Raw genomic sequence first — 11899 nt, forward strand, 5'->3', positions numbered from 1 at the left:
ACGCGATGATTCCGCCGCCTGCCATCCTTCATGCCGGCCAGACCGTCGTCGCCGCCAACAAGCCCGCTGGCCTGCCCGTCGTCCCCGCCCCGCCTCCGTCGGCGCCAGGCGACAGCCTGAGGGCCCTTCTCGAGCAGGAACTCGGATGCCCGCTCTGGGTCGTGCACCGACTCGATCGCGACGCGTCAGGAGTGGTGGTGTTCGCGCGAACGGCCGACGTACACCGCGCGCTGTGTCTGGCCTTCGAGAACCGCGCGGTGGAGAAGTCGTACGTGGCGCTTACAGCGGGCGTTCCAGATCCGCCAGAAAGCACGATCGACATTCCGCTGCATGCGGCGCGTCGCGGCAAGACCCGCCCGGCAAGGCCCGGAGAACCTGGGTTGCGGGACGCGGTGACCGCCTACGCCATCGAGGATCGCTGGCATCGAGGGGACGCGCGGGTCGCACTGGTCAGGGCGCGGCCACGCACCGGGCGCCACCATCAACTGCGCGTGCATTTTCGCGCGATTGGAACGCCGCTGCTGTTCGATCCGTTGTATGGGCGGCGAGTCGATCTGACCGATCTGGCCGACGCGCCGTGTCAGCGCCTCGCGCTGCACGCCACGCGCCTCATCGTGCCCGCGACGGTGCTCGGGACGCGGTTCGAATTCGATGCGCCGCTGGCCCCAGACCTTGCAGCAACCGTCAGCTGGTTCGATCGCGAGTGGACCGCCGGCTGATTACTTCCTGGCTTCGGCGATCAGCGCGGTCAGCAGACGACAATAGAGCTTGTCGGCATCAGTAAACAGTTTCTGATAGTCGGCGTCCGACAGCTTCTGCTCCTTCTTCCAGTCCTCATCGAATCTCGTCTGCTTGCCGCCCTGGTCCAGCGAATCGGGGGCCTTGTTGTTCTCGTGGTCGGGCTTGAGCCCGTCGGCTCCGGCATCCTCCACGAACACTTTGGTGCCGGCCTTCGCGGCGCTGTTCAGGTCGATGTAGACATCCTGGTACTCGCGCTTCAGGAGTTTCCCGTCAAGCAGCACCGCCGGCAAATACTTGGCGCCGACGACGAGCAACTGGCTGCCGGTGAAGTACATCGCCGCGACATAGAAATCGGGCTCAGTGGTGTCTCTCGCCGCAATGGCCGAGAGCTTCTTTGCGTCCAGCAACTGGCCGAGTTCCTTCGCCAACGCCACGGACTTCACGTCCTGGGCGTAGGCCGCGCTGCTCATTGCCACCATTACCAGCAAGCCGATCAAGAGGTAGGAAGTACGGCGCAGGCTCGTAGTCATGAGAGTCACCTTCGTGAGGAGGGCCGGTACGATGGGGACTTTCTATCCGACGGTCATCGGGCAGATAGTAGCCGAAAACAGGTGCAAACGCCACAGGGACCGCCGGTTGCCGGATCGCGCTCGAATACGGCGAGTGCGCCGAAATACGAGGAATACGGACGCGGCAGGGACAGCAAAAGGGACAAGGACTGTTCCTGTTGGCGTCCCCACCGGGAGAGGGCCCCGGGATTGGGTTAGCAAGATCCACACCGACACGCGCGAAGCGGCGTAGACTGAGGGCAACATGGCTCGCCGTAAGATCCCGATAAAGGGCGGCCCACCACACGTCGTTCCGACTAGGCCCGAGATCGAACGCTCCAGGGCATTCGTCGCGAGGTTCCGCGAGGACCTCGAGGCGCGGTGCCAGGTTCTCTCGCCTCTCGAAATCAAAGACCTGATTGCCGCCGACTGCGCACACAAGAGACGCCGGGACGTACGCCGCGCGGACGGGATTGAAGAGGCGCTAGCTGGTGCCCGTGAGCTCTACGACGGGGATCCCTCTGCTCCGTGGCGCCAGAAGGTTCACGCGCCCGGTGTTGTCGACGCCTGGTGGAACGCTTTCAGTGAGCCCCGGCTGTATGTCTATGACGAGACCGGCCGGCTTCTAGGGCGTCTTGTCGGGCGTGCCATCATACGCACCACTACGCGAAAGCGCCGCGACAACAAAGACGTTGCCAGGGCGATTACCTGCTACTTCAGACACGCTGCCGGTGAGACCTACGCGAAGCTGGCAAACGGCAGCGCGCCGATCGTCGCCAAACGGGCCGCCGACTGGTTGAGCCGCAACATTGATTCATGGCTCGCAAGCCGGCTTCGTCAGAGCTGAACCCGGCCACTATAACCAGCAAGACACGCCCGTATCGGTTATTTTCAAATTCACCCCATGGCGGCATCCTAAGTGCGCTTGCGCAACAAAGCGCAGCGTTCCATAAGGCGCCGCCATGAACCCTAGCGAAGTCACGAAACTGGTCGACCGCGTCGCGAGCCCGGTCAGGCTTGCGCTCGTCGCGGCGGGAATCACCAACCGCGCCGCGGCCAAAGATGTCGGGATCACTGAGGGCCGCGTTTCCGAAATCTGCCGCGGCGCGAGACGCGCGCCGGATCCGGACGAGAAGGCCGCGCTCGCGGCGCTCGTCGGCAAGTCCGTCGCCGTGCTCTTCCCCGACGCCGGGCTCGAAGTCGCCAAGGCGATGTATCGGGAGTCCGACCTAGTCAAGGCGTCTGACGCTCCAGAAGTGGCGCTCGCGATCCAGGTCAGCATCGAGATCCTTGATCGCGTGCTCACCTCGGTCGGCGTGTCAGGCTCCGCGCGACGCGCGACGCTGCAGAAGGCCGCCGGATTCGTGCGCAGGAAACACCAGGCGCGCGGGTGAGGTCATGGCGGCGAGTATATCCCTCCCACCGGAGGCGGCGACGGATCTGACGATCCGCGAGCTGGCAGCCATTGAGGCGTCCCTGACTGATGAGGTGCGCGAACTGACCGCCGATGCGCGGGCGTACCGGGAGCTGGCCCTTGCGGCGTGCGCCGCGCTGAACAGCCTCACCCAAACATTTGACCAAGCCAAGGTGACGATTCTTGCCCAGCGCGAGGAATTGCGGCGGTACACGGCGGCGCACGCCGCACCAGGGCGGGCGGTATGAGCGGCCGCGGAAAAGTCCTGACGGCCGATCAAATTGGGTGGGGGGTGGCCGCGACAGCCTCTGATGGTTTCCCTCCGACCGAAGCCGGCGCCGCGCAATCCTTTACTGAAGCGGTCCAGGACCGTCTGCGTTTCGATCATTGCCGGAACCGCTGGCTCATCAGATCAGAACACCACTGGAAGCCTGATGCCGATGGCGCCGTGATCCGACTCGCGCTCGATCATGCGCGGCGCCAGCAACGCCAGGCGCTCGACATCAAGGACACCTTTGAGCGAGGAAAGGCGATCGAGCACTGGTTGAAATTCGACCGTCGCGCGGCGCTCGACAACTTGCTGAGTCTCGCGAAGAACCTGCCACCGCTCGCGGACGATGGCACCAATTGGGATCACAACCGCGGGTTGATCGCTTTCGAAAACGGCGTCGTGTCCCTCGAGACCGGGACGCTACGGCCAGGCAAACCCGAAGACAAGATCACGCTCAGCACGGGCTTCAGCTTCGACCCGGACGCGTCGTGCCCGCGTTGGGAGCGGTTCATCAAGGAGGTCATTCCGGATCCAGCCGTCGCCGATTTCATGTGGCGGGCGTTTGGCTACGCCATCACCGGCGACATGCGCGAACAGGTGTTCTTTCTGCTCTTCGGCCGCGGGTGCAACGGCAAGAGCACGCTGATGGACGTGATCGAGAGCGTCCTGGGCGACTACGCGTTAACTGTGCCCTTCTCGGCGTTCGAGCAAGACCGCGCGGGAAGCGTGCCGGCCGACGTGGCCAGTCTCGACGGTAAGCGTCTCGTCAAAGCCTCTGAGGGCACACCTGGCCGCTGGCTCCATTCGTCGCGCCTCAAGGACATCACGGGCGGCGAACGTGTGTCTGCCCGGCACCTCTACGGGAACCCATTCACGTTCCGTCCGGTTTGTAAGGTGTTCCTCAGCACGAACGAACTGCCCAAGGTGGGCGACGACTCAGACGGCCTCTGGCGCCGACTACGACAGGTGCCGTTTACACAACGCTTCGAAGGCACAGCGGACGATCGATCACTGAAAGACACGCTCCTGGCCGAAGCGCCAGGGATTCTCGCCTGGCTCGTGCGCGGTTGCTTGGAATGGCAGACGCGCGGGCTTGGCGTGCCGGCGGCTGTTGCCGATGCGACTGCTGAGTACCGTGCCGACTGTGATCCACTCGCCCGCTTCTTCGATGAGGCGTGTCGTCTCGAGCTTGGCGTGGACGTCGGCGCCTCTGACCTGTTTCGGCATTACCGACAGTGGGCTGAACGCGCCGGCCTGAGCGAGAAGGAACGACTCTCCGCGACGGCGTTTGGACGGAAGTGCGTCGACCGCTTCATGCGATCCAAAACACGCGGCGGAATGGTCTATCAGGGGGTGTCCTGTGCATAAGTGTGCAGGGTTTTCCCCAATGAATGCAGGGTTTGGACCTGTTTTCGTAACTTCTCTATATGTGTGCTCACGTAGGGAAGTTACAGAAAGAGCCTCAAACCCTGCACAACCCTTCACGGTTGGGCTGAGAACGGGGCGTCAGATATGAGCCTCCAAGCCCTCGCCGCCAGCCCGGATCGAGTTCGCACAAACGGCAGACCGCGCCTCCAAAGCGCGAAGGACGCCGCCCGGGATCTTGGACTGCCGTACACGAGCCTCCGAGATGCAGCCTTCAGGGGCGAAATTGCGGTTATTCGAATCGGCCGGCGTTGGTTCTTCGAGTCGGGCGACTTGGATCGGTTTGTCGAAAGTCATCGGGAAACGTTCACGACATGAGCCACACACCCGCACGGGATTCCATATCCCACGGCCGTCAGAATCAGGCCGATAATCCGGGCCTGTTCGCGTCGACTGTCCCCGGACTGTCCCCAAATTGGAGGGCAGGCGCATGAGCGACGACCAGGCAGCCGGCGCTCCGCTTGGCACGGTTGGACCCGACGCGGGCCGGAGTGCGCTCAATGGTCAATTCCTACCCGGGAACACGGCCGCGATGGTCGTGGGTGATCGTAGCGCGCAGTTCTGGCGGGCACAGGACGCCACCAGGCGCGAGATTGTCGGCGCCGTGATTGCTGACAGCGGGCACACGCCCGACGACGCGCCACGCGCCCTACAAATCGCGGCAGAGGGCATCGCACAGGCCGCCCTCGTGCGTGATGCCGCCTTCGACCGGATGGTGGAGAGCGGCGGGCCGCTCACGTCGAAGGACCGGGGCAGGCGCTCGTTGACGGTGTGGCTGGCCGCCAGCGATCGGCTCTTGCGTCACCTGCAGGTCGTCGGGTTGCGGCGCGTGCCGCGGTCGGCGCGGGGCATCGTGGATGCCATCACGCAGGAGGCGCCGCATGTCTGAGGCGGCCTTGACGGCGATCGGCTTCTTGCGGCGGTTGAAGTGGATCGACCGCGCGCCGCTCTTCCCGCGCATCGAACCGTATCGGCTGCGCTTGTTCGAGCTGGCGCTCGACACGTTCGACGCGGACGGGCGCCCGCGGTTCAACCTGATCCTGAGTGGCCGGGCCAAGAAGAACTGGAAGACCGCTGACTTGGTGTTCGCTGCGCTCTACGCCCTGGTGGCCCCAGGACCTGCGGGGTACGAGTGCTACCTGCTCGCGAACGATGAGGACCAGGCGGGTGACGATCTGTCGCTCGCTAAGAAGTTGGTCGACGTCAACCCGATGCTCGCGGATTGGCTGACCGTGCGCGCGAAGATGATTGAGCGGAACGATGGGAAAGGGTTCCTTGAGATTCTTCCCGCGGGCGACGTGGTCGGGAGTCACGGGAAGACGTTCCGGTTTGCCGGCTTCGATGAGATCCATGGGTTTAGGTCGTGGGACATCCTCGAGGCCATGCAACTTGACCCGACGCGGCTCGACGCGCAGCAGTGGATCACGAGCTACGCGTCCATCTACCACCGGCCCGGCGTGCCCCTGTTCGACCTGACGCTCCAGGGCCGCAAAGGGCTGGACCCGCGGATGCTCTTCTCGTGGTATGCGGCCGACTACACGACGGACCCGAACTTCAGCGAGGCGGATCCCGAGACGCGCGCCAACCCGTCTCGGGGCTCCTGGCCGGACCAGGGCTATCTGGAGCAGCAGCGACGCCGGCTGCCGGCCCACAAGTACCGCCGGTTGCATCTGAACTTGCCGGGCCTGCCTGAAGGCTCCGCGTTTCAGCCCGAGCCGGTCATGGACGCCTTCACGCGGGGCGAGCGGGTGCGTCCGCCGCAGGCAGGCGTCGAGTATCGGGCCGCCGTCGATATGTCGGGCGGGTCGAATGACGACGCCGTGCTGGCGATTGGGCATGAGGACGTGGATGGGCGTACCGTCGTCGACCTCGTCATCAACCAGGGCCCGCCTCCGCCGTTCGATCCGCGGAAGGCCGTTGAGCGGTTCGCGCGGGTGCTGGCTGAGTACCGCGTCGCACACGTGGTCGGCGATCGATATGCTGGCCGCACATTCGTCGAGGACTTTTCCAGTCACAACGTCAGCTACACGCCGACCGAACTGTCGGCGAGCGAAGCGTACGAAGCGCTCGAGCCGCGTCTGAACAGCCATCAAGTGATCCTCGTAGACGAGCCGACGCTTGAACAGCAGCTCCTGGGCCTCGTGTGGCGCGGCGGGAAGATTGATCACATGAACGGCGAACATGACGACTACGCGGCCGCGGTGGCGGCCCTCGTGGCGCTCACCGGCGCGGAAAACGGGTGGATTAGCTATATGAAAAACGAGGCGCGGAAAGCACAGATGAGCGCCTAGAGACCCGCGCATCCCTGTCTTCATGCTCCAGGGATGCGCGGCGGGCCGGTTCTCGGGACATAGGCCACCCCGGGTCCGGCCCACCCTTAACGCACGATGACGGACAACAACGGACACCAGACGCAGGGAGAGACACGCGATGGAACCAGCGAAGACGCAGACGATTGAGATCACGGGCGGCGCCCACGGGAAACCCGTGCACACGCAGACGTTCACCCTCCCGGTGCCGGTCGGCGGTGAAGGATTCCGCGGATTGCTGACTACGGGTTGCCAGGAATTTGGCGCGACCGGAACGCTGCTGTTGGGTCGGTGCGGAAACGTCGACTTCGATGAGGAGCCGGCGACGGACTTGCTGCCGCGCTGTCGGCGCGGAGTGCTGACCGTCGCCACGAGCAACGGCAAGTTCATCACCACGCCCATCGTGCTCGACCACGAGGCGCTCGCCGTGATCGGGCTCGAGGCGCCGTCCGAACCGCAGGCGGCCGCGCCACCCGCGGCGATCGCGGTCACGTTCACGTACACGCCGGCGCCAGGCGCTCCAGGTTGCGGCGTGCTGCACCTGCGGGTCGGCAACGTGCTGGGCTTTGACATCACCCTGCCGCTCAACCCGACCGCGCTGGAACAGGCCGGTCTTCTGAAGAGGTAAATCCGATGGTAGAAATCCCTTGTTCGGTGACGCTGCCACCCGCCGGCCCGGCGAGTCGGCCCATTGTGGTGGACGTCGGCGCGATTGGCGACGTCCGCGAGTCGCAGCTTCTCGCCGCGATGCTGGTCGCGGTCGTTCTCATGGAGGGCGGCGAGATCACGGTCACGCCGCATCCGGACGCGCCGACCGCCACAGTGACGATCACGATGAGCGGCGGCAGGCAGGCCGACTTGGGGCCGATCAAGCTCTCCAAGAACGTGCTGCAGGCTCTCGGCGTCTTCGCGTGACGCCATGATCCCGGGTCAACTACTGGCCGCCGCGCACGACATTTCACGCGTCTGCCTGGCGTGCCAGCATCCGTTCGTGATCGCCGCCCAGGAGGCCGCCTGGTTCGATCGGATGGCGTATCACTACCCGAAGCGGTGCGTCTCGTGCCGCCGGGCGAAGCGAGCGCTCCAGGTCCAGCAGCAGTACGAGGCTGAGCAGGCGAAGGCGAACGGGAACGACTCATGAGAACCGACGACCAGGTGTCCCAGATCACGAAGCTCGCGGCGGCGGTACGCGACTCGGTCAGCAAGCAACAGGCGACGCTCGCTGCTCAGCAGGAGACGATCACGAAGCTGGCTGCACGGCTCGCGGTGGTCGAACGGACCTTCGATCCGCCGCCGCGCGGGCGCTGAGTCGCGGAGTGGCGGGCGTACGGGACGATGAGTTGGTGATTCGTGCGGGGGACGGCCCCTGCTTGTGTGTTTCGTTCTCACTGAAGGAGTGTTCCATCATGGCGTGGCGAGGCAAACCCTATCACGAGGCGACCGTGCAGCTCGACGCCGAGACCGTCGACGTGCATATCCGGCGGCAGACGATCCATGAATCCACGGAGTTTCGGGAGGCGTTCGCGCGGCTCTGGACCGGCGATGCGCCGAAACCCGAGGACCCGGCCGCGCTGGCCACGTTCAAGCGTGAGCAGACCGCGTTTCTCATCGCGACGATCGAGCGTGATGTCACGTTCGGGCCTGGCCAGGTTTTCGTCGGCGAGCGTGAAATCCTCAGCGGATCCGACATCCTTGAGGTGTTCGGCGATCGGCTCTTCCTGCTCGGCCAGCTCCTAGGGCTGGCGTGGCGGGAGACCGTCATGGGAGACCTGGCAAAAAACGTCTTATCGTCGGGGCGTTCTTCCGCGCCTGGCTCGCCGGCGTCGACCAGCGCAGCAAGTGGGGACGCATCGGCGACAATTGCCGAGCCTGTCGAGCCGCTGGACTCGACGGCGAGCGCGGCTGCGATCGACCCGACGGGGACGATCCAGTAATCGGTTCGATTGTCTGGCACGCCGGGCCCGTGGCCTTGAGGCATTGCCCAGTCCTGGATTTGACCCCGAAGGTGCGCGCGACACTCGATTGGTTCGAGCGCACGCACGAGGAGCAAGCTGATGTCGGATAACGTTGCAGACATCCTCATCACGGTGACCCCGCAAGGCCTTGACGCGTCCTTCGAGAAGATCCTCGCGGGTCTCGACAAGGTCAAAGACGGCGTGGCTGGCGTCACGAATGTCGCGCAAGGCGCCACCGCCGCCAACGCCTCCTGGACCGACAGCGTCAAGTCGGCCGCGATGGGGTACATCGCGGGCATGGCGACATTCGAAGGCGCGAAACGCGTCGTCGGCGAGCTGGCCGACTTCGTGAAGTCCTGCGTCTCGGCCTACGCCGAAGCGGAGGCCGGGCAGAAGCGGTTGACGGTAGCCCTGGTCTCGGCGGGTCAGGGTGGCACGGGCGCGATTGCGATCTATAAGGGACTCGCCGATGCGATTGCCTCGAACACCGCCTTTGAGCGTGACGCGATCGTGGCCACCGAGGCGTTGCTGGTGCAGGTCGGCCAAGCCACCCCAGAGAATATGGAGTTGGCGCTCCGGGCCGTGACCGACCTCGCGGCCGGGCTCGGGATCGACCTGCACGCCGCCACGATGATGGTGGCCAAGGCGATGGAGGGCAACACTACTGCCCTCAAGAAGGCCGGAGTCCAGGTCGATGAAACCGCGCTTCAGACGCGTGGGCTCGACGCGGTGATGGAAGCGATCGAGGGTCGGTTTGGCGGTCAGGCGCAGGCGCAGTTGGACACCTATGCGGGTCGCGTGGCGTATCTCGGCAATCAGTGGAAAGAAACCAAGGAATCCCTGGGCGGGGCGGTCGTGCAGAGCGGGCCGGCGGATCTGGCGCTGGCGATGCTCTCGACGGCCGTGATGAAAACCCGGGACGGAGTGGAGCAAGCCTCGGGATCCTGGCTGGCGTTGGCTGGTCGCCTCAATCTCTTCGGCATTCAGGGCGCCCAGACGCTGATCCTGTTGGACGAAATGGCTAGGTATTTCGCGGTCCTCGAAGGCGGGGTCGGGCGCTTGCCGGCGGTCACGGAGCCCGCGAAAGTCGGCATCGATCGGGTGGCGCTGTCGATGGAGCAGGCCGACAAGGTCGCCGAGATACTCGACGACACAGTCAAGCAGCAAATCGAGACCAACAAGAAGGCGGCGGAGGAGTGGAAGAAGCTCAACGACCAGATGGACGCGATGTCGGGGCGGAAGCTCATCACTGACACCAATACGCTGGTCGCCACCTACGACCGCCTGGCCAAGCAAGGGCTGAAGCCGACCTACGACGAACAGATCAAACTGAACGACGCCATCACGAAGGCAACGGCAGCGGCTGAAGAGAACGGCCGTGCGATCCCGGCCGCGTGGGCGCAGGTCACGCTGGCATCGAGCAGCACGCGAGCGGGCATCAAGGGTGTGGTGACCGAGTTCGGCAGTTACGCCCTCGCCGTCCCGCCGGCGGTAGACCAGACCGACGCGATCAACGAGGCCCTGAGCGTGCTGGAGTCGCGCGCCTATGCGGCGGCCCCGGCGATGAATGCCGCGCAGGTGGCACTCAGCCACATGGCCGGGCTGATGCCGGAGGTGAAGAACCAGACCGACGAAATCAACCAAGGGTTCGACGCCCTCGCCAAAGACAAGGCCGTCGCGACGGAAAAGGCGCTCGGAAACGTGGCGACCGGCCTCGACGGCCTCTCCCGTGTGGCCGAGATGTCCGGCCACACGACCACCGCAGCCGTGATGAGCATCGCGTCGACGACGATCAAAGCGTTTGCCACTGGTGGCCCGTGGGCGGCGGCGATGGCTGGCGCGATGGCGATCTTCACCGCCTTCAGCGATCAGATTTTCAAAACCCAAGGCAAGGCGGTCAACAATCTGCGCGACGCCTTCTTCGCGACCCAGGGTGGGTACGAGAAGCTCCACGCGGCCATGATTGCGGCCGGCACTGAAGGGGCGTTCTACGAGGCCTGGAACGCCAAGACGACGGCCGATTGGGACAAAGCCCTCAAGGACATCAATGCCTCCCTCGATACGCAGAACAAGAAGCTCGCCGACGAACAGACGCTCCGCGCCGGGATCAACAGCCAGATCGTCGATGCACAGACACAACTGGAGACGTTGCGGGCGGGCGGCGTGGCGTCGTGGTCGGACATCTCGACGGCCGCCACGAAGTACGGGATCAACCTGGGCGGGATCGGCGTGCAGGTCCAGCAGCTCCAGACGAACGATCTGGCAACCCAGTACCTGAACGACTGGAACATGATGGCCAAGGCCGGCGCCGATATGACGCCGGTGCTTCAGGGGATGGCGGACGAATTCTCGAAGCTCGTCGTCGATGCGGAAGGCTACGGCACGCAGGTCCCCGGGAACATGAAGCCAGTGCTCGAGTCGCTCATCGCCCAGGGCCTCCTACTCGACAACACCGGAAGCAAGATCACCGACATCAACAGCATTCCGTTCGGGCCGGACATCAAGACCGCGGCCGACATTCTCAACACCTCCATCCAGACGCTGGTCGACAAGATCAGCGCCCTCGTCGACCAACTGAGCCACGTCGGGGAAGTGGCGGCGCCGGCCGCCGCGGCCGTGCAGACTGCGTTCAAGGGCATGGATCTGGGCGTACCCTCGCCCTGGTCAAAGTGGGGCAACCCGCCCGACTATGCCGGCGCCGGCGTTGACTCGACGTCTCGCGAGGACGGCGTGCCGGCCTTCGCGAGTGGTGGCATCGTCAGGTCGCGCACGCTGGCGATTGTCGGAGACAAGGGACCGGAAGCCATCATCCCGCTCGCGCAACTCCCCCGGGTCGCCGCGGCGACGGTGGCGGCGGGCGGTGGGGGCGCGGATCTGATGGCTGAGCTCCTAAGACAGAACGCGAAGATACACATGGCCATCCTCCAACTACCGCAACAGATCACGCGGGGTTGGCGCGATGCGCAGCTCCTCAGCGCGAGGGCGTTCTAATGGGCACGATGACCGGCGACGACGATGCGTGACACCACGCGGGCGGATTTCACGCGGCGCGTCGTGGGGCGCTGGGCGCTCGAGCGGTCGATCCGGCTCCTGCTCAGGCGCGTCGAACGCTTCGGGACGCACCGCGCCCGGGATCGGGCGGATCTAGACTGGGCGCTCCGGGTGAGCACCGCGCTAGACGCGTTGCTCCCGCCGCGGCCGCCAGCCGGACCGCGAGAGACGCGAAGTTAAGGCAG

General features: G+C 65.1%; 15 protein-coding genes. 14 read left to right on the forward strand and 1 reads right to left on the reverse strand.

Annotation, left to right across the window (positions count from 1 at the left end; genetic code table 11):
• Nucleotides 1-5: 5 nt before the first annotated feature.
• Entirely contained in the window at nt 6-719 is a 714-nt protein-coding gene (locus NT151_11780) for an RNA pseudouridine synthase (GenBank protein MCX6539593.1), read from the forward strand.
• On the opposite strand, the gene NT151_11785 is transcribed toward NT151_11780, so the two are convergent.
• Nucleotides 720-1271: a hypothetical protein gene (locus NT151_11785; GenBank protein ID MCX6539594.1), complete on the reverse strand. Its 552-nt coding sequence runs from the start codon at nt 1269-1271 to the stop codon at nt 720-722.
• A gap of 283 nt (nt 1272-1554) precedes the next feature.
• Between NT151_11785 and NT151_11790 the strand changes: the two genes are divergently transcribed.
• The 13 genes from NT151_11790 (at nt 1555) to NT151_11850 (ending at nt 11894) form a co-directional block, all read left to right on the forward strand.
• Nucleotides 1555-2136 carry a hypothetical protein gene (locus NT151_11790; GenBank protein ID MCX6539595.1) on the forward strand — a complete coding sequence of 194 codons (582 nt, stop codon included), beginning with the start codon at nt 1555-1557 and terminating at the stop codon, nt 2134-2136.
• Between the two features lie 115 nt (nt 2137-2251).
• On the forward strand, nt 2252-2683 hold the full coding sequence (locus tag NT151_11795) for a helix-turn-helix transcriptional regulator (protein MCX6539596.1): 432 nt from the start codon (nt 2252-2254) through the stop codon (nt 2681-2683).
• Nucleotides 2684-2687: 4 nt separating this feature from the next.
• A complete protein-coding gene (locus NT151_11800; protein ID MCX6539597.1) occupies nt 2688-2951 on the forward strand; it encodes a hypothetical protein in 264 nt (87 codons plus the stop codon).
• Complete coding sequence (locus tag NT151_11805) at nt 2948-4342, forward strand: phage/plasmid primase, P4 family (GenBank protein ID MCX6539598.1); 1395 nt, start codon at nt 2948-2950, stop codon at nt 4340-4342. Before NT151_11800 ends, NT151_11805 begins: the two co-directional genes overlap by 4 nt.
• Nucleotides 4343-4829: 487 nt before the next feature.
• Nucleotides 4830-5288: a hypothetical protein gene (locus NT151_11810; protein MCX6539599.1), complete on the forward strand. Its 459-nt coding sequence runs from the start codon at nt 4830-4832 to the stop codon at nt 5286-5288.
• Complete coding sequence (locus NT151_11815) at nt 5281-6690, forward strand: hypothetical protein (GenBank protein ID MCX6539600.1); 1410 nt, start codon at nt 5281-5283, stop codon at nt 6688-6690. Before NT151_11810 ends, NT151_11815 begins: the two co-directional genes overlap by 8 nt.
• 139 nt (nt 6691-6829) lie before the next feature.
• Nucleotides 6830-7336 (forward strand): hypothetical protein, encoded by a 507-nt coding sequence (locus NT151_11820; GenBank protein ID MCX6539601.1) that lies wholly within the window; start codon nt 6830-6832, stop codon nt 7334-7336.
• A 5-nt stretch (nt 7337-7341) separates the two neighbouring features.
• Nucleotides 7342-7623 (forward strand): hypothetical protein, encoded by a 282-nt coding sequence (locus tag NT151_11825; protein ID MCX6539602.1) that lies wholly within the window; start codon nt 7342-7344, stop codon nt 7621-7623.
• A gap of 4 nt (nt 7624-7627) precedes the next feature.
• Entirely contained in the window at nt 7628-7849 is a 222-nt protein-coding gene (locus NT151_11830) for a zinc-ribbon domain containing protein (GenBank protein ID MCX6539603.1), read from the forward strand.
• Complete coding sequence (locus tag NT151_11835) at nt 7846-8016, forward strand: hypothetical protein (GenBank protein ID MCX6539604.1); 171 nt, start codon at nt 7846-7848, stop codon at nt 8014-8016. The genes NT151_11830 and NT151_11835 overlap by 4 nt, the downstream gene beginning before the upstream one ends.
• Before the next feature lie 98 nt (nt 8017-8114).
• Nucleotides 8115-8642 (forward strand): hypothetical protein, encoded by a 528-nt coding sequence (locus tag NT151_11840; GenBank protein ID MCX6539605.1) that lies wholly within the window; start codon nt 8115-8117, stop codon nt 8640-8642.
• Nucleotides 8643-8762: 120 nt separating this feature from the next.
• Nucleotides 8763-11654 carry a hypothetical protein gene (locus NT151_11845; GenBank protein ID MCX6539606.1) on the forward strand — a complete coding sequence of 964 codons (2892 nt, stop codon included), beginning with the start codon at nt 8763-8765 and terminating at the stop codon, nt 11652-11654.
• Nucleotides 11655-11678: 24 nt separating this feature from the next.
• The gene (locus tag NT151_11850; protein MCX6539607.1) at nt 11679-11894 is read left to right on the forward strand and encodes a hypothetical protein; all 216 of its coding nucleotides are present in this window, start codon (nt 11679-11681) and stop codon (nt 11892-11894) included.
• Nucleotides 11895-11899: the final 5 nt, after the last annotated feature.

Source organism: Acidobacteriota bacterium (assembly GCA_026393675.1).
GTDB lineage: Bacteria > Acidobacteriota > Vicinamibacteria > Vicinamibacterales > JAKQTR01 > JBAXOX01.

Excerpts from the sequence above, each read along its gene's own strand:
- NT151_11810 (MCX6539599.1), top strand. The coding sequence starts at position 4,830 with ATGAGCGACGACCAGGCAGCCGGCGCTCCGCTTGGCACGGTTGGACCC.
- NT151_11840 (MCX6539605.1), top strand. The coding sequence starts at position 8,115 with ATGGCGTGGCGAGGCAAACCCTATCACGAGGCGACCGTGCAGCTCGAC.
- NT151_11780 (MCX6539593.1), top strand. The coding sequence starts at position 6 with ATGATTCCGCCGCCTGCCATCCTTCATGCCGGCCAGACCGTCGTCGCC.
- NT151_11825 (MCX6539602.1), top strand. The coding sequence starts at position 7,342 with ATGGTAGAAATCCCTTGTTCGGTGACGCTGCCACCCGCCGGCCCGGCG.
- NT151_11800 (MCX6539597.1), top strand. The coding sequence starts at position 2,688 with ATGGCGGCGAGTATATCCCTCCCACCGGAGGCGGCGACGGATCTGACG.
- NT151_11805 (MCX6539598.1), top strand. The coding sequence starts at position 2,948 with ATGAGCGGCCGCGGAAAAGTCCTGACGGCCGATCAAATTGGGTGGGGG.
- NT151_11850 (MCX6539607.1), top strand. The coding sequence starts at position 11,679 with ATGCGTGACACCACGCGGGCGGATTTCACGCGGCGCGTCGTGGGGCGC.
- NT151_11815 (MCX6539600.1), top strand. The coding sequence starts at position 5,281 with ATGTCTGAGGCGGCCTTGACGGCGATCGGCTTCTTGCGGCGGTTGAAG.
- NT151_11830 (MCX6539603.1), top strand. The coding sequence starts at position 7,628 with ATGATCCCGGGTCAACTACTGGCCGCCGCGCACGACATTTCACGCGTC.
- NT151_11845 (MCX6539606.1), top strand. The coding sequence starts at position 8,763 with ATGTCGGATAACGTTGCAGACATCCTCATCACGGTGACCCCGCAAGGC.
- NT151_11790 (MCX6539595.1), top strand. The coding sequence starts at position 1,555 with ATGGCTCGCCGTAAGATCCCGATAAAGGGCGGCCCACCACACGTCGTT.
- NT151_11785 (MCX6539594.1), bottom strand. The coding sequence starts at position 1,271 with ATGACTACGAGCCTGCGCCGTACTTCCTACCTCTTGATCGGCTTGCTG.
- NT151_11835 (MCX6539604.1), top strand. The coding sequence starts at position 7,846 with ATGAGAACCGACGACCAGGTGTCCCAGATCACGAAGCTCGCGGCGGCG.
- NT151_11795 (MCX6539596.1), top strand. The coding sequence starts at position 2,252 with ATGAACCCTAGCGAAGTCACGAAACTGGTCGACCGCGTCGCGAGCCCG.
- NT151_11820 (MCX6539601.1), top strand. The coding sequence starts at position 6,830 with ATGGAACCAGCGAAGACGCAGACGATTGAGATCACGGGCGGCGCCCAC.